Raw genomic sequence first — 23,208 nt, forward strand, 5'->3', positions numbered from 1 at the left:
CGACACGACCAGAACCGTCATCTTCCTGATCGCCGGCAAACTCGACTTCGGCGCGGTCAACCCTCATGCCCGGTAACCCACTCGTTTTTCAACAGAGCCACTTTTTTAGGCTGGTCCCGCGATTCAATGGCAGCGTGTTGTCGCCGAGCGCCTTCTCAGCATCGCGCAGGGCGCGATTGTTGTCTGTCAGCTCATCCTTGAGTTCTGCCGCGACTTGCTTGGCCTGCGTGCGCTCCACATTGGTTTGCGCCTGCGCAGCCTTCTCTTCCTTGATCGCCTCGGCGAGCTCGCGGTCGCGCGCGGTGAGCTTCTGTACTTCCTCGCTGTTCTCGCCGTACTTGCGCTTGGCCTCTTGCAGCGCGGTCTTGTTCGTCTCTTGCTCGGCGGCGAGCTGGGCGACCGTGGCCTTGTGCTCCTGCAGCTTGAGATCGAGTCGCTGCACCTCGCCGGTGGCGGCTTCGTAGGCGGTCGCTGTCTGAGCCTGCGCCTGCCCAGCGGATTCCACCGCAGCGCGCAGTGCTTCCTGCGACGCCGCGTACTCGCTGGCCTTGGCCTGCGCCGCCGCCATGGCGCGCTCAGCGGCCTGCAAGTCGCTGACCAGCGCCTGCTGCAGGTCGATCTGTTCGAGCGCCTGCTTGAGCCGGTCGAACTCTTGTTGCAGTTCGCCTGTCTCTGCGCCGAGCTTGCGCTGTTCGTCGATCGACTTCTGGATATTGTCCAGACCGCCGACGACGTGGTCGATGTTGATCTTCACATCGCGCTGTTCAACGGCCATGGTAGACTCCGCTCATGGGCAAATACCGGCCGCCGATGTCACTCAGGCTGGCCCGATGGATCGGGTCTCTATGGCCGCGCGCGATCGCCAGGCGACTGCCCCCAGGCGCACCTGTGCATCCGGCCCTGATTGCGACGCAGCCGCTCATTGATTCCCCCGCAGCCGACCGCGCGCGTCCCGCCACGCAGCGTCGAACGTCAACACCAGGTCATCGCCCGCCTCGCTGAGCACCTTCGGCAGCAGCTCGGTGAGGTAGCGCCTGGTGAAGGTGAGGAATCGCCAGCCGGTCATCTTGTTGCCGTAACCGCCATCGCGATAGTCGCCGCGCCCGCTGGCTGTTGGCACCGAGCTGCTCATGGAGTGGACGCGCAACCTGCACGTCGCGCATGACTACGCGCTATCGGTGCGCCGTGTGCCGACCACGGATCGCTGGCTGATACCGACCAGCCACGGCACGCCGGTGTCCGAGGCGCATTTCAAGCGCGAGTGGAAGCGCTTGCAGCTCGCCGTCGTCGACGCCGGCGGCCGGCGCTTCATGCTCAAGAGCATCCGCGCCCAGTCGGCGACGGATCACGAGACCGGCCTGCACCTCGGCCACACGGACCAGCGGGTGCTCGACAAGCACTACCGGCTCGGCCCCAAAAAGGTCAGGCCGATCTGATTTTCTAGGCACATGGGCCACGCCGCCTAGAATATTTCTAGGCGAGGCTGCGGAGGTCGCGGAAAACGAATCGCAAGGCCTTGATTAAATTGGTGCCGGCTGCAGGGATCGAACCCGCGACCCCCTGATTACAAATCAGGTGCTCTACCAACTGAGCTAAGCCGGCGCGGCGGCGATTCTAACCGAGGCGATGCCCTGCCCTCACCCCTGCGCGCAAGCCACAGGAGAGGGGACAATAGACAGATGAGCGAGATCGAACTCCACCGCAAGCTGCTCGGCGATGCGCGCCGCAATGCCGCATTTCATGACGCCCTGAAATCGGTGATCCAGCCGGGCGTGACGACCGTGCTCGACATCGGTGCAGGTACGGGCTTTCTGAGTTTCCTCGCGCGCCGGCTCGGCGCGAAACACTGCACGCTGATCGAATACGCCGATACGCTGGAACTCGCCGAGCAGCTCGCGTGCCGCAACCGGATCGACGGGCTCGGTTTCATCAAGGCTCACTCGATGGAGGTGCGGCGTCGGCTGAGCGTCAATGTGGCGGTCACCGAGACCCTCGGCAATTTCGCGCTCGAAGAGGGCCTGCTCGAAACCGCGATCGACGCGCGGCGCTTTCTCGGACCAGACGGCGTGATCCTGCCCGCGCGGCTGCGCCAGTTCGCCGCGCCGGTGTTTGCCGACCGTCTTCAGCGCGACATCGACATCTGGCCCGCCGTCGGCTACGGGCTCGACCTGGAACCGGCACGGACCATCAGTCTGAACAACATGTATGTGAAGACGGTGCTGGCCGCGGACCTGCACGGCAGCGCAGACTGCGCGCAGTGCTGGGACGATCTCGACCTGCGCCCTCAGGCTGCCGCACCGTCCAGCCGCAGGCAGAAGTCCCTGCAATGGCGCGCGGACGCGCTGCCGCAGCGGCACATCGCCGGCTTCGCACTGTGGTGGGCGGCGGAGCTGGTGCCCGGCATCGTCCTGTCCACTTCACCGTTCGAACCGCCGACGCACTGGGAGCAGATCTACCTGCCGCTGCTCCGGCCAGTGGATCTCGACGCCGGTGATGTGCTCGACCTGACGCTGAGCTGCGACACGCGGCCGGACGTTGGCGTGCGCCTGACCTGGAAAACGCGGCAGCTGCGTGGCGGCAAGGCGGTGGCGGAACAGGTGCAGGACAGCTGGAAAGGGCGGCTGTAGGCGCAGCGCGGCCGCGCCTACACAGCCTGCGTGAGTGTTTCGAGCTGCGTCAGGAACGCGATGGCCTGCTCGCGGGTCTCCCCGCACATCTCTGCATTCGGGCGCAGGCGGGCGCACACCGCGGGCCGGCGCGGGTCGCCGAACAGCCGGCAGCGCAGCCGCTCGTCGAGTTGCACACACGGCACGCCGGCCGGCTTGCCGTCCGGCATGCCGGGGATCGGCGACGAGATCGACGGCGCGGTGCAGCAGGCCGCGCAGCCGCTGCGGCAGTTCATGTGCGGGTTGTGTAGCATCGCTTCATGAATCGCATTCTGCAGGATCTGGTCAATCTGCTCGACCTCGAGACACTGGAGGTCAATCTGTTTCGCGGGCAATCGCGCGATCTGGGCGGCAAGAGCGTGTTCGGCGGCCAGGTCATCGGCCAGGCACTGGTGGCCGCCGGCCGCACGACCGACGGCGATCCGCCGCATTCGCTGCACGCGTACTTCCTGCGCCCCGGCGACATGACGCTGCCGATCGTCTATGAGGTCGATCGCGTGCGCGATGGCCGCACGTTCACGACGCGACGCGTACAGGCGATCCAGAGCGGCCATCCGATCCTGACCATGATCGTCTCGTTCCAGCGCACCGAAGCCGGCCTGGAGCATCAGGCCACGATGCCCGATGTGCCGCTGCCGGACCGGCTGGAGAGCTCGCGCGATCTCAATGACGCCTGGCTGCACTCCGTTCCCGACGTCTCCGACCGCGTGTTCCACGCGCTGACGCGCGAGCTGGCGATCGAGTTCAAGCCGGTGTCGCCTTGGAACCCGCTCAAGCCGGACGTGCGGCCGGCACAGCAGCACATCTGGTTCCGCGCGGCGGGCAAGCTGCCGGACGACGCGATGCTGCATCGCTGCGTGCTGGCCTACGCGTCCGACTTCAACCTGCTGTCCACCGCGCTGCGCCCGCACGCACGTTCATGGTTCGCCGACAACATGGTCGTCGCCAGCATCGACCACGCGCTGTGGTTTCACCGCGACGTGCGCGTCGATGACTGGCTGCTGTATTCGATGGATTCGCCGACGGCGCAGGGTGCGCGCGGACTGTCGCGCGGGCAGATCTTCGACCGTTCGGGACGATTGGTGGCCAGCGTCGTCCAGGAAAGCCTGATGCGCGACACCGACCTGCCCGGTGCGGGCAGCCAGTGAGCCGGCTGCCCGCGCCTACGGGCATCAGTTGTCGAGGACGCGGAACTCGACGCGCCGGTTGATCGCCCGGCCTTCCGCGGTGTCGTTGCTGGTCTTGGGCTGCGTCAGACCATAACCCCGCGCTTCGAGCTGCGTGCTCTTGACACCCTGCTCGACGAGGTAGCGCACCACCGACGCGGCACGCCCCTGCGACAGCGCCTGGTTGTACTGCGCCGAGCCGATCGAGTCGGTATGGCCCGCCACTTCGACGCGCACGGTCGGGTTGTCGCGCAGGATGCGTGCGGAACGATCGAGGATGCCCTTGGAACTCTCGGTCAGCTCGGTGGAGTTGAATGCGAAGTTGACGCCGACGAGCACGACTTCTTCCTTCTTCGCGCAGCCGGCACCGTCGACCTTCGCGCCCCGGGGCGTGTCCGGGCAGAGGTCGTTGATGTCGAGCACGCCGTCGCCGTCGCTGTCCACCGGCTCCGCGACCACCGCCGCGACGGTCTTGGGCGGTTCCTGTTCCTGGCCGAAACCCGGGCAGGTCGGCCCATCGTCCCTCGCCTTGCCGCCCATCGCTGCCAGCGTCGGCGTGTTGGCGCGACTGACGCCGATGGCCTGACGCAGGCGCCCCATCGCTGCGAACACGCGCGCGGTGGCGATCGAGTAGTCGTAGCTGCCGTTGACGTAGGCGCGGCGGGCGTCGAAGTACTCATTCTCGGTATCCAACAGATCCAGCAGCGTGCGCTGGCCGATCAGGAACTGGTCGAGATAGGCGGCGCGCGCTTTCTCCGTCGCGTCCTGGTGCGCCTTCAGGTAGGTGAGCTGCTCGCCGATGCGTACCCAGTCGTTGTACGCGATGCGCAGGGTCTGGCGCACGTCGCGGCAGGTCTCGTCGCGCAGATTGCGCGCCACCAGCACCAGTTCCTTGGTCTGGGCCACGGCCGCGGCGTCGGAACCGCCGTTGAACAGGTTGTAGTTCAGCACCACCTCAGCGACCGCGTCGCTGGATTGACCGAGGATGCGGTCGATGTCGTCGCCGTACTCGCCGCGCAGGCGCAGGTCCAGGCGCGGGTGATAGCGGCTGCGACGGGTGTTGACCTGTTCTTCCGCGGCACGGATGTTCTCGACCGAGGCGGCGAGGATCGGACTCTCCGCATAGGCGATGTCGAGCGCCTCGTTGAGGCGCGCCGGCAGTTTCTTGCCGCCATGCTCGGACGGCGCGAGCACCGGCGCCGGCCATTGGCCGACGACGCGCTGGTAGCGCGAGCTGACGTCGTGCAGGTTGCTCTTCTGCGTGAGCAGGTTCGACTCGGCCAGCGCCAGACGGCCTTTGGCCTGATCGAGATCCACCGAACGGCCGACGCCGACGCGCACTTTTTCCTTGATGCGCGCCAGCACGTCGCGGTGGTACTGGACGTTGTCCTCGGAACGCGCCACCAGTTCGCGGTAGCGGCGCACGTCCTCGTAGGCGCGGATCGCCTCCAGCGTCGCGTTCTCCGCGGCGTCCAGGAATTCGAAGTAGCGCGTGCGCTTGACGCGACCGACGCGCGCCACCTCGCTGCTGGTGCCCCAGCCGTCGTAGAGCAGCTGGGTGATGGTCAGGTTGACGCCGGAGAGCTTGTAGTCAGTCTTCTGGTCGAGCCGGCGGATGTCGTGGCGCTCGAAGCCCGCCGATCCGCCGAGATCGACATTCGGGTAGTAGCCGCCGCGCGCGACGTCCTGCTCCTTTTCCGAGGCGAGCAGCGCATGCCATGCGGCGGCGACGGACGGATTGGTCGCGAGGGCTTCCTGTGCGGCGGCGGCGGCCGTCGTCGCCGGCGCGGCCGCTGCGGCCCCGCACCCACCAAACATGGCGAGGGCGAGGGCGGTCACGACGCGCTTGTTCTTGAGCATTCTGTACACCTGGCACTCCTGAAGGAAACGGATGCTCCCCCGGTGTCACATTCTTCTTGTCACTCAAACCGCGCCGCTGCTCCCCGGTTTCGCAACGGCGGTCGCGGATGCAACCGAAAACCAAGGTAGAGCATGTACCGTCGGCCGGCAAGCCTTGGAGATGTTTAATCTACAGCCTTTGAGCGGCGACGCGCGCACGCTGTGTGCAGCCGCTCGCGGCAGGTGCAATGCGAACTCAACGCGACTCGATGGCAGGCGTGACGCGCACCCGGCGGGCGGGCGGTCGCTCCCTGCACGTCAGCGCGCTGATCGCAGCACTGCTGGCCCTCATCCTGGCCGCGGCGGTGCCGGCGGGTCACGACTGGGCACGCCTGCGCGATGTCGCGCAGAAGCGCTACGGTGCCGTCGCGCTGAACGCCGTCACCGACTGGCAGCGCATGATCGACATGGCGCGCGGGGAGCCGGTACCGGTGCAGCTCGGACGGGTCAACGAGTTCTGGAACGTCCGCACACGCTTCGAGGACGACATCGCCGTGTGGGGCCAGGACGACTACTGGGCGACGCCGCTGGAGATGCTGGCACGGGGCCGCGGGGACTGCGAGGACTTCGCCATCGCCAAGTACGTGAGCCTGCTGGAACTGGGCGTGCCGCAGTCGAGACTGCGTCTGATCTATGTGCGCGCCAACCTGCGCGCCTTCGGCGGCGCGGCCACGCAGGCACACATGGTGCTCGGCTACTACGAGGATCCGAACGGCGAACCGGTGATCCTCGACAACCTGACCGGCCGCATCCAGCCCGCATCGGCGCGCCCCGAGCTGACGCCGGTGTTCAGCTTCAACGGCCAGGGCCTGTGGGCCGGCGGCCAGAAGGCCGGCAGCGATCCGACCGCGCGGCTGTCGCGCTGGCGCGACCTGCTCGCACGCCTCGCCGACGAGGGTTTCCGATGAACATCAAACGTGGACGCACGTGGTCTGCAGGAGAATCGTCATGTCCCTGATCCGCGAACTCTGGCTGGCCATCACCTTCCTGATGCTGCTGGCCTTCGGCGGCACCTTCGCCATCAGCACGGCTGCTGCACGGAACTACTTCCAGCAGCAGCTGTTCCTCAAGAACGTGGACAACGCCACGACCCTGGCGCTGACCATGTCGCAGATGGACAAGGACCCGGTGACGATCGAGCTGCTGCTGTCGGCACAGTTCGACGCCGGGCACTACCGCCTGATCCGCCTGACCGACCCGGACGGACAGGTCATCATCGAGCGGCGCAGCGACAACCCGATCGAAGGCGTTCCGGCCGCGTTCGTCGCCGCCGTACCGCTGCACGTCGCGCCGGGCATCGCCCAGGTCCAGGACGGCTGGAAGCAGTACGGCACACTGACCGTCGAAAGTCACGACCAGTACGCCTATGCCGGCCTGTGGCGCGGCACGCTGGAGCTGCTCGGCTGGTTCATCCTGACCGCGGTGGCCACCGGCATCGTCGGCACGGCGTTGCTGCGCTGGATCCTGAGTCCGATGCAGGCGGTCGTCGGTCAGGCCGAGGCAATCGGCGAACGCCGCTTCATCACCACCCGCGAGCCGCGCACCGAGGAGTTCAAGCGCCTGGTGCGGGCGATGAACACGCTGTCCGGCCGCGTGCGGCAGATGGTCGAGGAGGAGGCGCAGCGCGTCGAGCAGGTGCGCCGCCAGGCGCAGATCGACCCGGTGACGAGCCTGCTCAACCGCGAGACCTTCGTCGCGGCACTGGACAGCGCGCTGCACAGCGAGGACGGTGGTTCGTCCGGCGCGATCGTGATCCTGCGCGTCGCCGGCCTGGCCGAGTTCAATCGCAGCCTCGGACGCCAGGCGGTGGACCAGATGCTGCGCCGCGTGGGCGACAAGCTGACTGCGGCGGCGGCGAACCACCGCGAACCCTGGGTGCTGGCCCGTCTCAACGGCGCGGACTTCGCGGTGATCGCGCCGGGCGAGACCGATGCCGTGGCGGTCGCCGACCGGCTCGCCGGCGAGGCACGGCTGGCGCTCGACCGCCCCGACGGCAGCGAGGCGCCCCACCTGCCGACCGGGTGCACGCTCTATCGCCGCGGCGAGGCACGCGCCGCGGTGATGATGCGGGCGGACAGTGCGCTGGCCCAGTCCGAACAGTCCGGCGAACAGGTCGTAGCCACGCTGGAGAGCGCCGGCCTGGACGCGGGACCGACGGACCTCGCGTCGTGGCGCGGCACGCTGGAACACGCGCTGCAGCACCAGGACGTGCAGCTGGGCCGCTATCCGGTCCGCGGCACCGCCGGCGCGCTGCTGCACTACGAGGCGCCGGTGCGCGTGCGCATCGGCGATGCCTGGCAGCCGGCGGCGCGCTTCATCGCCTGGGCCGCACGTCTCGGATTGATGCCCCGGCTCGATGAGCTGGTCGTCGAAACCGCGCTGCGGACGATCGCGACCGAGCGCATCGCGATCAGCGTCAACGTGTCACCGGAAGCGGTGTGCGATCTCGCCTTTCTCGAGCGCGTGGCGCAACGGTTGCGCGCGGTGCCGGACGACGCGCGGCTGCTCTGGATCGAAGTGCCGGAGTACGGGGCGCTGCAGCATCTGCACGAGTTCCGCCGGCTGTGCCTGACGCTCAAGCCGCTCGGCTGCAAGATCGGGCTCAAGCATGCAGGTCCGCAGTTCGCGCGCATCGGCGAACTCAACGACCTGGGCCTCGACTACCTGAAGATCGATGGTTCCATCATCCAGGGCGCGGAACACCATGCCGGCCACCAGGTCTTCCTGCGCGGTCTGTGCACGGTCGCGCATACGATCGGCCTGCTGACGATCGCCGCGGGCGTGCGCGACGCGGACACGGTCGAGACCCTCACCGAACTGGGGATCGACGGCGTCACCGGTCCAGCGGTGCAGGCCGAAGCTTGAGCGCGGCTACAGGGTTTCGTCGTCGCCGCCGAGCAACGACAGGCTACGCAGCGAATGGCGCATGCGCTGGCGGCTGAGCAGCTTCGCCTGCGCGCTTTCCGGCAGGTCGGTCAGGCGCAGCACCTCTTTCTCGATCAACACGTCCACCAGGTCCTCGATGACGCGGATCAGCGCGAGGTCGGAGGCTGCCAGAGAAGGCGCGGCGGGATCGAGGGTATGCACGAACGCGGCGACGTCCGGGTGCTGCCTCGAACGACGTTCGTCGTGACCGGGCAGCGCGACACGGCTGACCGACACGATCGCGCCGCGCTCGTCGCGGCGGACGTAAACGGTGTCGCCGTCGTCTTCGGGAGTATCCATCGCGCCCGATCCTTGCACCGATCGGTCCGGCGTTCAAGACGAAGCAGCTGCGGGATGCCCTGAACGGTACATCCCGCAGCCGCGGATTGCGCTCAATCGGTGATCAGCTTGCCGTTGTTGAGCAGGCTCTGGATGATCTGGTGATCGTTGCCGATCGAGGTCAGGTCCACGCCCGCCAGCTCGATGCGCTGATCCACATGCGCCGGATCGTAACCGCCGGCGAACGCGCCGGTGCTGCTGATCTGCACCACCGTGCCGCCCGCCGAGGACTCGAAGTGCAGGTAGTGCGACAGGCTGCCGCTGTCCTCGTGCTGCAGCAGGTCGCGCAGGTCGAGCGCATCGCCGCCCGCCGACAACGGCGCCGGATCGAAGTGCTGCACCGTGTCCACCGCCGGCGCGCCCGGCGTACCGCGGTCGGCCAGATGCCAGACGAAGACGTCGGGGCCGTCGCTGCCGATCAGCGTGTCGTTGCCCGGCGTGCTGTGGATCTCGTTGCCCACGCTTTCCGTGGTCATCATCTTCGACGTAACCGTTGCGCTGCTGTCGATGTGCACGTTGAAGCCGCTGGTGCCGGTCGGATCACCGTCACGGTCTGTTGCGGAGATGCTGAACGCGAGATCCTGATCCGGCGGCAGGACTGGACGCTCGATCGTCGCCGCAGCGAAGCGAACGCCCTGACCGCTGCCGCCGACGCCCGTGATCGTCAGCTCATTGAAGACGAAACCGTCCGGAACTGCGGAGTCGGCCCAAGGCGTGATCGTTGTCTGAGTACCGGAAACCGTGATCGGCGACGACGACGTGTAGGATTCTCCGGTCACCGTGTTGGTCGCGGTCCATTGAATGACCAGCGACCCATTGATGCTGTTGTTGATCAACGTGACAGAGCTGACATAGTCGATGGTGCTGGGATCCACGGTATGCGGATCCTGATCCCCGGCGGTGCCCGTCCGGAAGAATTGCATCGTGAAGCTTTCGCCATTCCCGACAAACTGGTTGGCGACGCCAAAACCCTGCGTCGATGAATTGATTCCACCGGGGGACGAAAACTCGACGCGGCCATCCGCCGTTTCCCTGAAGCTCGGTCCACCGGCCGGCAGGTTGAGAAGTGAGACGGTTTCGCTGTAGCCCGCGGTCGGCGTTACGAGCGTGAACGTGTAGGTGCCGTCAGGCCGCGCGACGACATTGAATACTTCCTGACCACTCTCGGTGGCGATGGCCGTGAGCGTAGCGTTGCCATTGACATCGTGCGAAGTGCTGTAGCTCACGCCCGTCAGCGTCGGCCCCGTGAGAGTGAAACTGCCATGTCCATCTGCCCCCGGGGCGTAAGCGAACGTACCGCTATCCGAAGCGTTCGCGGCATTGACAAGGGACAGGGCCCCATCGGTCATTGTCAACGTCGGCGCATCGTCTTCGACCGAAATCGATAGCGTGCCCGTGGCCGACTGCGTGCCGTCGTTAGCGACGACGCCGAAATTCAGCGTCAGCGCATCCTCGCTGCCGGCCGTCGGATGGTCGATCGGGCCGGACAGCGTGAAGTTGTAGGCGCCGGCGTCGTTGATCGTGACCGTCGCGATGACGAGGCTGCCGGCCATGCCGACCAGCGGACTCGCCACCGTGCCGGCTCCTGACCAAGTGATGGCCACGCCGTTCGAGGTCAGTGGCGTCAGCGGAGCCGTGAGACTGACCGTCGCCGCCGGGCCGTCGGTATTGTCGATGCTGACCGTGCCGCTCACGCTTGCGCTGTTGGTCGTGTCCGGCGAGCCGCTCGTGTCGGCAATGCCGCCCGGCAGACCTTCCTCGGACACGCTGGCCGACGCGCTGCCGACGACCGGCGGATCGTTGTCGGGGTTGACGGTCAGGTGCACCGTCGCCGTGTCGGTGCCGCCGTGGCCGTCCGACACCGTGTAGGTGAAGCTGTCCGTGCCGTTGTAGTCGGCATTGGGCGTGTACGTGAAAGTGCCGTCGCCGTTGTCCACCAGCGTGCCGTGGCTCGGCTGCGTGAAGCCGGTGATCACCAGGCTGTCACCGTCGATGTCGGAGTCGTTCGACAGCATCGACGCCGCGCTGATCACCAGCGCCGCGTCTTCGTTGGTGCTGTAGCTGTCGTCCACCGCGACCGGCGGGTCGTTGACCGGGTTGACGGTCAGGTGCACCGTCGCCGTGTCGGTGCCGCCGTGGCCGTCCGACACCGTGTAGGTGAAGCTGTCCGACCCGTTGTAGTCGGCGTTGGGCGTGTACGTGAAGGTGCCGTCGCCGTTGTCCACCAGCGTGCCGTGGCTCGGCTGCGTGAAGCCGGTGATCACCAGGCTGTCACCGTCGATGTCGGAGTCGTTCGACAGCATCGACGCCGCGCTGATCACCAGCGCCGCGTCTTCGTTGGTGCTGTAGCTGTCGTCCACCGCGACCGGCGGGTCGTTGACCGGCGTGACGTTGACCATGACGGTCGCCGTATCCGTGCCACCGTGACCGTCGCTGATCGTGTAGGTGAAGCTGTCGGATCCGTTGTAGTTCGGGTTCGGCGTGTAGATCAGCGTGCCGCCCGGGCCCGCGCTCACCGTGCCGTGCGCGCCCTGCGTGAAGCCGGTGATCGTCAGCGCATCGCCATCCGGGTCGGTGTCGTTGGCCAGCACCGGGATCGTGACCGCGGTGTCCTCCGGCGTGCTGACCGCGTCGTTGACCGCATCGGGCGGGTCGTTGACGTTGTTCAGCGAGATGTTGACGACAGCGACATCGGTGCCGCCTTCGTCGTCGCTGACCTGCACCTGCAGGCTGTAGGCACCGAGATTGGACTGGCTGACCGCCTGGGTCAGGGTGATCGCGCCGGTCACGGGGTTGATCGCAAACAAACCGCTGTCATTGCCGCCGACGATGCTGTAGGTCAGCGTGTCGTGGTCGGCATCGACCGCGGTCACCGTGCCCAGCACGGTGCCGGCCGCGGCACCCTGGCTGGCGCCGAAGTTGTAGGCATCGGCGTTCGGCGGCGTCGCCGCCGTGTCGCCGCCGGACAGGAATTCCGGAATCGTGTTGTTCACGGTCCAGGCGAAGTTCACCGTCGCCGACGCCGTACCGTCGCTCGCCGTCACCGCGACGTTGTACACCTGCGTGTTGTTGTCGTCGTCGGTCTGGTCCGACGCCGAGTGGTCGATCGTGCCGCTGATCACGCCGGTGTTCGGGTCGATCGACAGTCCCGGGGGCAGGCCGGTGGCGCTGTAGGTCAGCGCATTGCCGTCCGCGTCGCTGAACGCGCCTGCGACGCTCACGCCGCTCACCACGTCCGCGTCGAAGTTGGTCAGATCCGGCAGGCCGGTGCCGACCGGGGCGTCGTTGACCGCGCCGACGTTGACCGTGACGGTCGCCGTGTCGGTGCCGCCGTGGCCGTCGCTGATCGTGTAGGTGAAGCTGTCGGACCCGTTGAAGTTCGGGTTCGGCGTGTAGGTGATGGTGCCGTCGGCGTTGACGACGACGCTGCCGTTGGCGCCCTGCGTGACGCCGGTCACCGTCAGCGCATCGCCGTCGATGTCGCTGTCGTTGGCCAGCACCGGGATCGTGATCGCGGTGTCCTCCGGCGTGCTCACCGCGTCGTCGACCGCGTCGGGCGGATCGTTGACCGCGCCGACGTTGACCGTGACGGTCGCCGTGTCGGTGCCGCCGCGGCCATCGCTGATCGTGTAGGTGAAGCTGTCGGAGCCGTTGTAGTTCGGGTTCGGCGTGTAGGTGATGGTGCCGTCGGCATTGACGACGACGCTGCCATGCTCGGGCTGCGTGACATCGACGATGACCAGCGGATCGCCGTCGATGTCGGAGTCGTTGCCCAGCACCGGAATCGTGATCGGCGTGTCCTCGGGGGTCTGGATGCCGTCGTCGTCAATCGCGACCGGCGGCTGGTTCGGCACCAGGGTCAGCACCTGGTCCTCGGTGCCGGGGGCACCACCCAGCGGACCGGCATCGGTATTGCCCTGCGGCGGCGCCACGTCCTCGACGATGCGCAGCAGGCGGACGAAGCTGTGGCCATCGCCCTGCGCGCCGCCGGCACCGGCGGCGGTGGCTTCGAACAGCTGGTTGATGTCGCCGCCCTGCAGCACCGCCTGCACGAGATTGTCCACGCTGGCGACCTGCGCCTCGTCGGCGGCCGGGTAGTTGACCGCCGACATCTCGGCGGTGAGGGCGACCTGCTGCCCCGGACCGATCGGCAGGACACTGCCGTCGAGCAGCGTGATTTCCACCTGGCCACCGGCAGGCGTGAGGACGATCTCGCCCTCGCGGAGTTCGTCGCCGACGTTGAGGAGCCGCGTGGACTTGCCGTCTTCCGACCGGACTTCGACGACGCCCTTGAGGGACAGGACGGTACCGATGATTGCGCTGGCCATTCGTGTTCTCGCTCGATCAGGGGCGCGACAGGGCGCCGAGCGTCAAACTACCCGCAAGCACCCCGTCCGGGTATTGGACCGTGGTACAGGGTCCGTGGACCGGACGGTTCAGTGCGAGGCGCCGTCCTGACGCAGTGCCAGCACCAGCTGCAGGCGGTCGCGCACGCCGAGCTTGTCGAAGATCGCCCCCATGTGCGCCTTGACCGTGCGCAGCGAGATGTCGAGGTTCCGGGCGATTTCCTTGTTGGCGGCGCCGGCGGCGACCTGCTGCGCCACCTCGCGCTCGCGCGGCGTGAGCTCGGTCAGCCGGTCCTCGGCCACCGGCGCGTCGGCGCGCAGGCGTGCGGTCGCGGCGGCCGCACGCGCCATCAGATCGGGGCCGACCCACAGGCCGCCATGGCGGACCACCATGTCGATCTGCCGCAGCAGCTCCGGCACCGCCAGCGCGTGGCAATAGCCGCTGGCGCCGGCCTCGAACATCGCCATGCTCTCCGCCGCATCCGGCTGCAGGCTCATCGCCACCAGCGGCACGTCGGGACGGGCCCGGCGCAGCGAGCGGATCGTCGTCCGGTCGGCGGCGAGCACCCAGAACAGGCTGTCCCGGGCGGTCCGCGTCAGTGCGGCGATGGGATCGCCGACCACGGCCACCTCGTCGAAGGCCTCGCGCCAGCGACCGGCGATGCGATCGGTCAGGACGACGATATGCCGGCTCATCGCTCCCTCAGCGCGTTCGCATGGGCCCGCAGCACCGGCTTGAGCAGGTACGACAGCACGGTCTTCTCGCCGGTGACGATATCCACCTCGGCGACCATGCCGGGGATGATCGGCAGGTCGTCGCCCAGCGAAGTCTTGTGGGTGCGCACACGCACGATGTAGAAGGCGTTGCCGTGGTCGTCGGTGACCGTGTCGGCGCCGATCTGCTCGACTTCGGCCTCCAGTCCGCCGTAGATGGCGAAGTCGTAGGCCGTGAACTTGACCATCGCCGGCTGCTGCGGGCGCAGGAAGGCGATGTCGCGCGGCCGGATCTTGGTCTCCAGCAGCAGCGCGTCGTCGAGCGGCACGACTTCCACGACCGGCTCGCCGGGCTGGACGACGCCGCCCACCGTATTGACCAGCAGGCGCTTGACCGTGCCACGCACCGGCGAGCGGATCTCCGCCTTGCTGACGCGGTCGGCCAGCGCCGCGCCGGTCTCGGACAGGCTGTTGAGCTTGGCCATGGTCTCGGCCAGATCGTTGCGCCAGCGGTTGCGGAAGTTCAGTGCAATCTCATCGACCTTGCGCGTCGCCTCGGTCAGCGCCGCCTTGGCCTGCTCCATCTGCGCCAGGGCCTGCTGACGCTCGCCGGTCAGTGCGGACACCTGCCGTTCGAGGCGCAGCACCTCGACCTCGGACACCGCACCGCTGGCGATCAGCGGGCGCGTGACGTTGAGCTCCTGGGTGGCGAGCGCGAGGCTCTCCGACGCCTGGGTGTAGCGTGCACGCAGCGCGTCGATGTCCTTCTGTTTCTGCTCGACCTGGTCGCGGGCGATCGCCACACCGGCCTGCAGCTCGGCGCGGCTGGACTCGAACAGCGCGCGCTCGCGGGCGACCACGTCGGGCACCTCCGCGGCCTCTGCAGCCGGCGGCTGGAACTCGGCGTCCTCGGTCAGCGCGATCAGGCGCGCCGCCTTGATGCGCAGCGCCAGGTACTGGCCGCGGTTGTCGCGCAGGTTGGAGACGAAGCGGGTCGGGTCGATGCGCAGCAGCAGCGCGCCGGCGTTGACCTGCTGGCCCTCGCGCACCAGGATCTGCTCGACCACGCCGCCGTCCACCGACTGCACGACCTGCAGCTGCGACGACGGGATGACGCGGCCTTCGCCCTTGGCCACCTCGTCCACCTTGGCGACCGAGGCCCAGACGATCAGCACCAGCAGCACCAGACCCGACCAGCGCAGCAGCGCACGGGCACGCAACGGCTCCTGCTGCAACCGCGCCCAGTCGGCGTCGGCACCCCAGCCCGCGTTCGCCTCCGGCGCCAGCGGCACCCAGTCCTGCAGCCAGCGCTGCATCCAGCCACTGACGCGCTCCGGCAACGATTGCAGGACGCTGGTCATGTGCCCACCCTCGCGCGGGTCGGAAGACGGCACCGCCGCATCACCGAGCGCGCTTCCGCACCCGTTTGCGCTGCGCGCAAAACACCGTGTCGCGCGCTCACGGATGCGCCCCCGCTGTTGAAGCACACTGGCCAGTCCGTGCCGTGAGCCGAGCGCGCTTCCGCACCCGTTTGCGCTGCGCGCAAAACACCGTGTCGCGCGCTCACGGATGCGCCCCCGCTGTTGAAGCGCACTGGCCAGTCCGTGCCGTGAGCCGAGCGCGCTCCCGCACCCGTTTGCGCTGCGCGCAAAACACCGTGTCGCGCGCTCACGGATGCGCCCCGCTGTTGAAGCACACTGGCCAGTCCGTGCCGTGAGCCGAGCGCGCTCCCGCACCCGTTTGCGCTGCGCGCAAAACACCGTGTCGCGCGCTCATGCCGCCCTCTGGATCTGGCCGCTGCGCAGGGCGGCGACGACGCGGTCCTTGGGCCCGTCGGCGACGACCTTGCCGCCGTCGATGACGATCAGGCGATCGACGAGGTCGAGCAGCGTGTTGCGGTGGGTGATCATCACCACGGTCTTGTCGCGCACGGACTCGGCCAGACGCTCCTTGACGGTCTGTTCCGTGCTGTGGTCCATCGAGCCGGTCGGCTCGTCGAGGAGCAGGATCGGCGGATCGCCGATCACCGCACGCGCCAGGCCGATCGCCTGACGCTGGCCGCCGGACAGCGTCTCGCCGCGCTCGCCGACAAGCATGTCGAAACCGCGCGGGTGCGCATTGACGAACTCGGCGATGCCGGCGACGCGCACGGCACGCACCAGATCGTCGTCGCTGGCAAACGGCACGCCCATGCGCAGATTGTCCCGCAGCGTGCCGTAGAACAAGGTGACCTCCTGGGATGCGTAGCCGATGCTACGGCGCAGCTCGGCCGGATCGATCTGACGCAGGTCAACACCGTCCACCAGCACGGCGCCCTGCTGGGGCTGGTACAGCCCCAGCAGCAGGCGATGGATCGTCGATTTGCCGGAACCGATGCGGCCGAGGATCGCCACCTTCTCGCCGGCGTGGATGCGGAAGCTGACGTCGCGCAGCGCCGCGCTCTCCTGCTCCGGGTAGGCGAAGCTGACACCCTTGAACTCAATCTCGCCGCGCATTGCCGGACGGCTGACGAAGCCCGCGTTGTCGGGCCGCTCGACGGGGCGACCCATGATCTGGTCGAGCGAAGTCAGCGCGGTGCTGGCGTTGTGGTACTGCATCATCAGCCCGGTCACCTGGCCGAGCGCGGCCAGCGCGCGGCCGGCCAGGATGTTGGCCGCGATCAGGCCGCCCATGCTCAGTTTCGCGTCGATGATCAAATAGACGCCGAGCACGATCAGGCCGACGCTGACCAGCTGCTGCGCCCAGCGCGTCGCGTTCTGCGTGGTCATCGTCAGCAGCCGCAGGCGCGTGGCGGTGCGCGCCAGGAACGCTGCGCTCTCCTCCCACTTGCGCTGCATCACGCTCTCGGCGCCGATCGCCTTGACCGTCTCCAGACCGACGAGGCTTTCCACCAGTGTCGCGTTGCGCAGCGCGCCGGCGCGGTAGGTCGTCTCGGTGAGCTCGCGCAGCGGCTTCTGCACGGTGCGCGCGTACAGCAACACGACGATGATGCCCAGCAGTGGCACCAGCACCAGCGGCCAGGCGATCCAGACGATGGCGATCAGGAACAGCAGCGCGAAGGGCACGTCGATCAGCGCGGTGATCGTCGTCGAGGTGATGAAATCGCGCACTAGCTCGAAGGAGCGCAGGTTGGCAGCGAACGAGCCGGCCGACACCGGCCGGTCGGCCATGCGCAGGCCGAGCACGCGTTCCATGATGTACGCGGACAGGCGCAGATCGACGCGGTTGCCGGCGAGGTCGAGGAAATGCCCGCGGATCGTGCTCAGGATCAGGTCGCCGATCAGCACGATCACGACACCGATCGCGAGCACCCACAGCGTCTCGACGGCCTGGTTGGGCACGACGCGGTCGTACACGTTCATCACGAACAGCGGCAGCGCAATCGCGAACAGGTTGATCAGGAAAGCCGCGAACAGCGCGTCGCGGTACAGCGGCCAGTTGTCGCGCAGCACGCTCCAGAACCAGTGCCGTTCGCGCGGCGGGCCGATGCTCGGCGCGCGCGCGTCGAAACGGAACTCCGGCCGCAGCAGGATCGCCACGCCCAGATAGCGCGTCTCGAAGTCGGCCAGCGCGAGCTCGGTCTCGGCGCCGCCGCGCGCCGGTTCGCGCACGCGCACGCGGCCGTCGGTGGCATCGATGTCCAGCACCACCGCCGCGGTGTCGTCCTTGAGCAGCGCGATGAAGGGCAGTGTATCCGGCGCGAACTGGCGCAGCGCGCTGCGCACGACCCGGGTGCGCAGGCCGGCACGCTCGGCCGCGCGCGGCAGCAGCGACGGCGTCAGGCGCCCGCCGGTCAGCGGCAGCGCGTACAGCGCGGCGTCGCGGCTGAGCGGCCGACCATGCCCCAGTGCGACCAGCAGCAGGCAGTCCAGCAGGCTGTCCGTCGATGTGCTCGCAGTGTTGCTCGGCATGTGTGTTCCGCGTCCCCGTCGATACTCGGCTCCGGCGCACGCTAGCGCAAGAACGCCTCGCCGGCGACCTGGCGCGCCGGTCGCGCCCAATTTGCCGCACCGGCGGTCAGCGCGATAGCCCCTCCCGCCCGCGAGCCCGGTCCGCCCGGAACACGCTCGGCGACACACCTTCCCAGCGGCGGAAGGCGCGCGTGAAACTGCTCATGTCGCCGAAACCGAGCAGATAGGCGATCTCACCGATGCTCACCTGCGGATCGCGCAGATAGCTGCGCGCGAGGTTGTGGCGCGTGTCCCTGAGCACGGCGCTGAAGCTGGTCTGCGCCTCGGCGAGTCGCCGCTGCAGGCTGCGCTCGGACAGGTGCAGCGCCATGGCGACGGCAGCCGTGCCCGGCTCTCCGCTCGGCAGCATGTCCACCAGCACCGCACGCACGCGTGCAACGACGTCGTCCTGCTGCAGGCGTGCCAGGTAGCGCTGCACGATCTCGTCGTTGTGACGCGCCAGCTCCGGGTTGGCACCTTCCAGCGGAGTGTCCAGCACGGTGCGGTCCAGGTACAGCGCGTTCTCGTCCGCATCGAACTGCAGCGGCGCGCGGAACATCTTCTCGAACCCGGCCCGGTTGCGGGGTTCGGGCCGCTGCAGCCGCACCAGTCGCGGCGCGAACTCACGCCGGCCGAGCAGACCGCGGCACAGACGCACGACCAGCGCCGCGAAGGCGTCGATGGCCTGCGGCGCCGGCGGTTCCGGCCCGGCGACTTGGATCGCGAACCGGTAGCCCTCCGCGGTCGCGCCGAACTCCAGCTCGGCGACGTCGGTGATCACGGCGAAATAGCGCAGGATGCGATCGAAGACCTCGTGCAGCGTCGTGCTGGCGTTGAGCGCGTAGCCGAGCGCGTGGAAGGTGGTCGGGCCGACGTGACGCGCGACGGTCAGGCCGAAAGCGTCGTCGCCAGTCGCCGCTACCGCCAGCCGCCACAGCCGCGTCGTGCCCGCGACCGGATATCGCGCGTTGGGATCGTCGAGCCCCGCGGGATCGAGCCCGGCCGCCGCGAACAGCGCGGCGCTGTCATGGCCACCGGCGTCGAGCGCCTTGCGGATCGCGCGGGCCCAGCTGGTCAGTGCGGTCGCGGTTGGCATCGACGGTCAAACGCTTGGCGGATTCGGCAAGGTGCACGCTGCGATGGCCGCCTACAGTGCGCGCATCCTTTCTTGGTATCCCCGGAGCATGCTGTGTTCGACGCCACGCTGACAAGAGAGCCGGCCCTGACCGACGAGCAGAAAGCCGGCCGCATCCGCGCCGTGGTCACGCAGGCCGGTGCCGAGCTGCGCCGCCGCCATGTCTGGCTGCGCCACCAGGACGCCATCGGCATGAGCATCCTGTTGCTGTCGCTGGCCGGCATGATGGCCACCGGCGGCGCCTACGTCGCCGGCCTGATTCCGGCCTGGCTGTGCATCCCGGTGGCGGCACTGTTCGCCTCGTTCACGCACGAGCTGGAACACGACCTGATCCACTGGATGTACTTCCGCAGGCGGCCGTTCTGGCACCACACGATGCTGGCGCTGGCCTGGCTCGCACGGCCGAGCACGATCAACCCGTGGATCCGCCGCAAGCTGCACTTCGATCACCACAAGTTTTCCGGCACGAAGAAGGACATCGAGGAACAGGGCATCACCAACGGCCGGCCGTGGGGCCTCGCGCGCCTGCTGATGACGGCTGACGCGACGCTGGCGATCCTGCTGCGGCTGCCGCAGGCGACGCCGCGCAAGCGCCTGTTCCTCGTCGTCGGCGGGCTGGTCGCCTATTTCCCGCTCGGCTGGATCCACTGGGGCCTGTGGTACGCCTTTCTCGGTTTCCACGGCGCCAACGCGGTCGCCGCGCTCGCCGGCAGTCCGATCGCCTGGTCGGCGACGACGCTGGCCGCACAGCCATGGATCGGCACGCTGATGGTGGTCTGGATCGGACCCAACCTGCTGCGCAGCTTCTGCCTGCACTTCGTCAGCTCCAACATGCACTACTTCGGCGACGTCGAGGACGGCAACGTGATCCAGCAGACGCAGGTGCTCAACCCCTGGTGGCTGCTGCCGTTCCAGCTGTTCTGCTTCAACTTCGGCGCCACGCACGCGATCCACCACTTCGTCGTCAAGGAACCGTTCTACCTACGCCAGTGGACGGCGCGCACGGCGCACGCGGTGATGCGCGAGATGGGCGTGCGCTTCAACGACATCGGCACGTTCCGGCGCGCCAACCGCTGGCGGACGGCGGCGGCGACATGAGCCGCTGGCGGCCGCGCCACTGCACGCCGGCCGCCGCGCGCCCGACACTGGAGCGAGTCCACCGGAGGCCTTTGCGATGCGCGCATCCCACCCGAGCTCGACGCTGGCGCAGTGGCGCGGTGCGCTGGAGCTGACGCGCGACGCCCTCGACCAGGTCACGGCGCGCATCCATGAATTCCACCGCGCGATTTCCGATCTGCCGTTCGCCGGCCTGAACGCCGTGCCGGGCGCCGGCGCCGGCAGCGCGCCGGTGCGCGCGCTGCACGACGGCATCACCGACGGCGTGTATCAGGCGGTGCGCCTGACCGGCACGGCGCTGCTCGACGCGGCGAGCGCGCTGCTGCGGCAGGCCGAGCGCAGCCTGCCGGCGCCGCCGGCCGCGCCACATCGCGGCCGCGATCTCGTCACCGGCGCGCTCGCCGGCTTCGTCGGCGATCACGCCGCGGTGCGCCGCAATCCGCTGATGCCGCGCCTGGGCTTCTACCACGACGGCCAGCGCCTCGCGCCGGACCGGGCTGCGCTGACGGCGCGCTTCCCCACGGCCACGCCGCGGCTGGCGATCTTCGTGCACGGCCTGGCCTGCACCGAGCACAGCTGGGCGTTGTACCAGGACCCGGCGCGGCCGGAGACGCAGACCTACGCCGCGCGCCTGCAGGGCGAATTCGGCTACAGCCCGCTGTTCGTGCGCTACAACACCGGCCTGCACATCTCCGCCAACGGCCGCCGCCTGGCGCGCGAAATCGGCCGGCTGGTCGCCGCCTGGCCGCAGCCGGTGACGGAGATCGTGCTGATCGGCCACAGCATGGGTGGCCTGGTGATCCGCGCCGCGGCGGCCCAGGCGCAGCGACGCGACGAGGACTGGGTCCGACAGGTCCGGCATCTGATCTGCCTGGGTTCGCCGCACCGCGGCGCACCGCTGGAACAGGCGGTGGATGCGCTGACCGGCGTGCTCGGCCAGTTCGAGCTGTCGCGCCCCTGGGGGCGCGTTCTCGAAGCCCGCTCGGTCGGCATCCGCGATCTCAAGCACGGCGCGACCTCGGACGCCGACTGGCGCGACGGCCGGCGGCGGCGCTGGCAGCGCGCGCAGGCGCTCGAACGTCTGCCCTGGGCGCGCCACCACTTCATCGGCAGCAGCATCGGCGTGTCCGCCGACGATCCGCTCGGCCGCTTCGCCGGCGACGGCCTGGTGCGCCTGCCGAGCAGCGTCGCCGTGGAACTGGCGGATGCCGATGCCGCGACCCTGTTCCGGCTGCATCACATGCAGCTGCTCAATCATCCCGAGGTGTACGCCCGCATCCGCGCTGCCCTGAACCACGGCTGACCGGACCACGGATGCGGCGCGATGCCGCGCTCGCTTACGATGCGCGCTCCGCCACCCGGATCGGTCTGCGATGAATCGTCGTGATCTGCTGCGCGCCGCCGCCGCCCTCTCGGTTTACGGTCTGCCGCCGGCGCTGCTGTTGAAAACTGTGCCGGCGCGCGCCGCCGCCGCGGACGCGCCTTTCGACTACGCCTGGCTCAAGGGCCGCGCGCGCGCGCTGGCGGCGCAGCCCTACGTGGCGCCGCGCAACGATCTGCCGCGCCAGCTCGACCAGATCTCCTGGGATGACTATCAGAAACTGCGCTTCGTGCGCGAGCGCGGCCTCTGGTACGGCGAGGAACGGCCGTTCCGCATCGAGATGTTCCATCCCGGCCTGTTCTTCAAGCATCCCGTGCAGATCTACGAACTCGTCGATGGCCGCGCACGCCACATCGACTATGACGCGCGCCAGTTCGAGCACGGCAATCTGAAGCTCGGCAAGCTGCCGGACGATCTGGGCTATGCCGGCTTCCGCATCCATCACGCGTCGAACTGGGACGCCGACGTCGCGTCCTTCCTCGGCGCGTCGTACTTCCGCGCGGTCGGCGCCGAGCGCCAGTACGGCCTGTCGGCGCGCGGACTGGCGATCGACACCGGACTGCCGCGCGACGAGGAGTTCCCGCGCTTCACGACCTTCTGGATCGAGCGTCCGGCCGCCGGCGCCGGCGAGCTGGTCGTGTATGCCCTGCTCGACTCGGCCAGTGTCGCCGGCGCGTACCGCTTCGGCATCCGCCCCGGTGCGACCTTGACGATGGAGGTCGATGCCGCGCTCTACCCGCGCCGCGCCATCGAGCGCCTGGGCATCGCGCCGCTGACCAGCATGTACCAGACCGGCGAGAACGACCGCCGCATGGGCTACGACTTCCGCCCGGAGATCCACGACTCCGACGGCCTGGCGCTGTGGACCGGTGGTGGCGAATGGATCTGGCGCCCGTTGACCAATCCGCGCGGCCTGCGCGTCAACTCGTTCATCGACGACAACCCGCGCGGCTTCGGCCTGCTGCAGCGCGACCGCGACTTCGACCACTACCAGGACGATGCGGTCTGGTACGAGAAACGGCCGAGCCTGTGGGTGGAACCGCGCCACGGCTGGGGCAAGGGCGCCGTGCAGCTGGTCGAGATTCCGACCGTGGACGAGACCTTCGACAACATCGTCGCGTTCTGGAACCCCGAGACTCCGCCGCAGCCCGGCGAGGAACGGCTGTTCGCCTACCGTCTGTACTGGGGCGCGGCACCGCCGCTGCAGCCGCCGCTGGGCACCGCGCGGGCGACGCGCACCGGCCTCGGCGGCGTCGTCGGCCACCGGCGCAGCTATTTCTCGTGGCGCTTCGCCATCGACTTCGCCGGCGGTGCGCTCGATCTGCTCGGCAAGGATGCGACGGTCGAGAGCGTGGTCAGCGCCTCGCGCGGGCGCATCGAACTGGTGTCCGCGCGCCCGCTGCTGCCGATCCGCGGCTGGCGCGCGATGTTCGACATCGTGCCGCCGGACGGCTCCACCGAACCGATCGACCTGCGCCTGTTCCTGCGCAGCGGCAAGCAGGCGGTGTCCGAGACCTGGCTGTACCAGTGGACGCCGCCGCCGCCCGCCGAGCGCGTGTTCTACTGAGCGC

At 68.6% G+C, this 23,208-nt stretch carries 18 protein-coding genes and 1 tRNA gene; 8 read left to right on the forward strand and 11 right to left on the reverse strand.

All coding sequences use genetic code 11. The features are described from left to right. Positions 1-88: 88 nt before the first annotated feature. On the reverse strand, positions 89-775 hold the full coding sequence (locus AAG565_RS14545; RefSeq protein ID WP_348820364.1) for a hypothetical protein: 687 nt from the start codon (positions 773-775) through the stop codon (positions 89-91). A 144-nt stretch (positions 776-919) separates the two neighbouring features. Beyond that, positions 920-1,132: a hypothetical protein gene (locus AAG565_RS14550; protein WP_348820365.1), complete on the reverse strand. Its 213-nt coding sequence runs from the start codon at positions 1,130-1,132 to the stop codon at positions 920-922. On the opposite strand from AAG565_RS14550, the gene AAG565_RS14555 reads away from it, so the two are divergent. Further along, positions 1,131-1,436, forward strand: coding sequence for a hypothetical protein (locus tag AAG565_RS14555; protein WP_348820366.1), 306 nt, complete (start codon positions 1,131-1,133; stop codon positions 1,434-1,436). The genes AAG565_RS14550 and AAG565_RS14555 overlap by 2 nt on opposite strands. 90 nt (positions 1,437-1,526) lie before the next feature. Here AAG565_RS14555 and AAG565_RS14560 read toward each other — a convergent pair. After that, positions 1,527-1,602 (reverse strand) — tRNA-Thr (locus tag AAG565_RS14560). A gap of 77 nt (positions 1,603-1,679) precedes the next feature. Here AAG565_RS14560 and AAG565_RS14565 point away from each other — a divergent pair. Further along, positions 1,680-2,627 (forward strand): ribonucleotide-diphosphate reductase subunit beta, encoded by a 948-nt coding sequence (locus AAG565_RS14565; RefSeq protein WP_348820367.1) that lies wholly within the window; start codon positions 1,680-1,682, stop codon positions 2,625-2,627. Between the two features lie 17 nt (positions 2,628-2,644). Here AAG565_RS14565 and AAG565_RS14570 read toward each other — a convergent pair whose 3' ends face one another. Then, positions 2,645-2,902 carry a YkgJ family cysteine cluster protein gene (locus tag AAG565_RS14570; protein WP_348820368.1) on the reverse strand — a complete coding sequence of 86 codons (258 nt, stop codon included), beginning with the start codon at positions 2,900-2,902 and terminating at the stop codon, positions 2,645-2,647. A 24-nt stretch (positions 2,903-2,926) separates the two neighbouring features. On the opposite strand from AAG565_RS14570, the gene tesB reads away from it, so the two are divergent. After that, the gene (gene tesB / locus AAG565_RS14575) at positions 2,927-3,814 is read left to right on the forward strand and encodes an acyl-CoA thioesterase II (protein WP_348820369.1); all 888 of its coding nucleotides are present in this window, start codon (positions 2,927-2,929) and stop codon (positions 3,812-3,814) included. 24 nt (positions 3,815-3,838) lie between these two features. Here tesB and AAG565_RS14580 read toward each other — a convergent pair whose 3' ends face one another. Continuing rightward, complete coding sequence (locus tag AAG565_RS14580; protein WP_348820396.1) at positions 3,839-5,692, reverse strand: TolC family outer membrane protein; 1,854 nt, start codon at positions 5,690-5,692, stop codon at positions 3,839-3,841. Positions 5,693-5,949: 257 nt separating this feature from the next. Between AAG565_RS14580 and AAG565_RS14585 the strand changes: the two genes are divergently transcribed. Beyond that, complete coding sequence (locus AAG565_RS14585) at positions 5,950-6,639, forward strand: transglutaminase-like cysteine peptidase (RefSeq protein WP_348820370.1); 690 nt, start codon at positions 5,950-5,952, stop codon at positions 6,637-6,639. Positions 6,640-6,679: 40 nt separating this feature from the next. Next, positions 6,680-8,596: an EAL domain-containing protein gene (locus AAG565_RS14590; protein ID WP_348820371.1), complete on the forward strand. Its 1,917-nt coding sequence runs from the start codon at positions 6,680-6,682 to the stop codon at positions 8,594-8,596. A gap of 6 nt (positions 8,597-8,602) precedes the next feature. Here the strand turns inward: AAG565_RS14590 and AAG565_RS14595 are convergent, their stop codons facing one another. The 6 genes from AAG565_RS14595 to AAG565_RS14620 all read right to left on the reverse strand — a co-directional run bounded on the left by AAG565_RS14595 (position 8,603) and on the right by AAG565_RS14620 (position 19,101). Then, positions 8,603-8,956 (reverse strand): hypothetical protein, encoded by a 354-nt coding sequence (locus AAG565_RS14595; RefSeq protein WP_348820372.1) that lies wholly within the window; start codon positions 8,954-8,956, stop codon positions 8,603-8,605. 92 nt (positions 8,957-9,048) lie between these two features. Next, positions 9,049-13,323, reverse strand: coding sequence for a retention module-containing protein (locus AAG565_RS14600; RefSeq protein WP_348820373.1), 4,275 nt, complete (start codon positions 13,321-13,323; stop codon positions 9,049-9,051). Between the two features lie 108 nt (positions 13,324-13,431). Then, positions 13,432-14,037, reverse strand: coding sequence for a response regulator transcription factor (locus tag AAG565_RS14605; protein WP_348820374.1), 606 nt, complete (start codon positions 14,035-14,037; stop codon positions 13,432-13,434). Beyond that, positions 14,034-15,371: an HlyD family type I secretion periplasmic adaptor subunit gene (locus AAG565_RS14610; protein ID WP_348820397.1), complete on the reverse strand. Its 1,338-nt coding sequence runs from the start codon at positions 15,369-15,371 to the stop codon at positions 14,034-14,036. Before AAG565_RS14610 ends, AAG565_RS14605 begins: the two co-directional genes overlap by 4 nt. A gap of 456 nt (positions 15,372-15,827) precedes the next feature. Beyond that, entirely contained in the window at positions 15,828-17,966 is a 2,139-nt protein-coding gene (locus AAG565_RS14615; RefSeq protein WP_348820376.1) for a type I secretion system permease/ATPase, read from the reverse strand. Positions 17,967-18,072: 106 nt separating this feature from the next. After that, on the reverse strand, positions 18,073-19,101 hold the full coding sequence (locus AAG565_RS14620) for an AraC family transcriptional regulator (RefSeq protein WP_348820377.1): 1,029 nt from the start codon (positions 19,099-19,101) through the stop codon (positions 18,073-18,075). Between the two features lie 93 nt (positions 19,102-19,194). Here AAG565_RS14620 and AAG565_RS14625 point away from each other — a divergent pair, with 93 nt between their 5' ends. The 3 genes from AAG565_RS14625 (at position 19,195) to AAG565_RS14635 (ending at position 23,204) form a co-directional block, all read left to right on the forward strand. After that, positions 19,195-20,238 (forward strand): fatty acid desaturase, encoded by a 1,044-nt coding sequence (locus tag AAG565_RS14625; protein WP_348820378.1) that lies wholly within the window; start codon positions 19,195-19,197, stop codon positions 20,236-20,238. Positions 20,239-20,314: 76 nt separating this feature from the next. After that, positions 20,315-21,559, forward strand: coding sequence for an alpha/beta hydrolase (locus tag AAG565_RS14630; RefSeq protein WP_348820379.1), 1,245 nt, complete (start codon positions 20,315-20,317; stop codon positions 21,557-21,559). A gap of 70 nt (positions 21,560-21,629) precedes the next feature. Beyond that, positions 21,630-23,204 carry a glucan biosynthesis protein D gene (locus AAG565_RS14635; protein WP_348820380.1) on the forward strand — a complete coding sequence of 525 codons (1,575 nt, stop codon included), beginning with the start codon at positions 21,630-21,632 and terminating at the stop codon, positions 23,202-23,204. Positions 23,205-23,208 lie beyond the last annotated feature (4 nt).

It is taken from the genome of Fontimonas sp. SYSU GA230001, assembly GCF_040066175.1.
Classification (GTDB): Bacteria; Pseudomonadota; Gammaproteobacteria; order Nevskiales; family Nevskiaceae; genus Solimonas.

Excerpts from the sequence above, each read along its gene's own strand:
- AAG565_RS14555 (WP_348820366.1), top strand. The coding sequence starts at position 1,131 with ATGGAGTGGACGCGCAACCTGCACGTCGCGCATGACTACGCGCTATCG.
- tesB (WP_348820369.1), top strand. The coding sequence starts at position 2,927 with ATGAATCGCATTCTGCAGGATCTGGTCAATCTGCTCGACCTCGAGACA.
- AAG565_RS14605 (WP_348820374.1), bottom strand. The coding sequence starts at position 14,037 with ATGAGCCGGCATATCGTCGTCCTGACCGATCGCATCGCCGGTCGCTGG.
- AAG565_RS14570 (WP_348820368.1), bottom strand. The coding sequence starts at position 2,902 with ATGAACTGCCGCAGCGGCTGCGCGGCCTGCTGCACCGCGCCGTCGATC.
- AAG565_RS14600 (WP_348820373.1), bottom strand. The coding sequence starts at position 13,323 with ATGGCCAGCGCAATCATCGGTACCGTCCTGTCCCTCAAGGGCGTCGTC.
- AAG565_RS14595 (WP_348820372.1), bottom strand. The coding sequence starts at position 8,956 with ATGGATACTCCCGAAGACGACGGCGACACCGTTTACGTCCGCCGCGAC.
- AAG565_RS14565 (WP_348820367.1), top strand. The coding sequence starts at position 1,680 with ATGAGCGAGATCGAACTCCACCGCAAGCTGCTCGGCGATGCGCGCCGC.
- AAG565_RS14550 (WP_348820365.1), bottom strand. The coding sequence starts at position 1,132 with ATGAGCAGCTCGGTGCCAACAGCCAGCGGGCGCGGCGACTATCGCGAT.
- AAG565_RS14580 (WP_348820396.1), bottom strand. The coding sequence starts at position 5,692 with ATGCTCAAGAACAAGCGCGTCGTGACCGCCCTCGCCCTCGCCATGTTT.
- AAG565_RS14630 (WP_348820379.1), top strand. The coding sequence starts at position 20,315 with ATGCGCGCATCCCACCCGAGCTCGACGCTGGCGCAGTGGCGCGGTGCG.
- AAG565_RS14635 (WP_348820380.1), top strand. The coding sequence starts at position 21,630 with ATGAATCGTCGTGATCTGCTGCGCGCCGCCGCCGCCCTCTCGGTTTAC.
- AAG565_RS14610 (WP_348820397.1), bottom strand. The coding sequence starts at position 15,371 with ATGCAGCGCTGGCTGCAGGACTGGGTGCCGCTGGCGCCGGAGGCGAAC.
- AAG565_RS14615 (WP_348820376.1), bottom strand. The coding sequence starts at position 17,966 with ATGCCGAGCAACACTGCGAGCACATCGACGGACAGCCTGCTGGACTGC.
- AAG565_RS14545 (WP_348820364.1), bottom strand. The coding sequence starts at position 775 with ATGGCCGTTGAACAGCGCGATGTGAAGATCAACATCGACCACGTCGTC.
- AAG565_RS14590 (WP_348820371.1), top strand. The coding sequence starts at position 6,680 with ATGTCCCTGATCCGCGAACTCTGGCTGGCCATCACCTTCCTGATGCTG.
- AAG565_RS14620 (WP_348820377.1), bottom strand. The coding sequence starts at position 19,101 with ATGCCAACCGCGACCGCACTGACCAGCTGGGCCCGCGCGATCCGCAAG.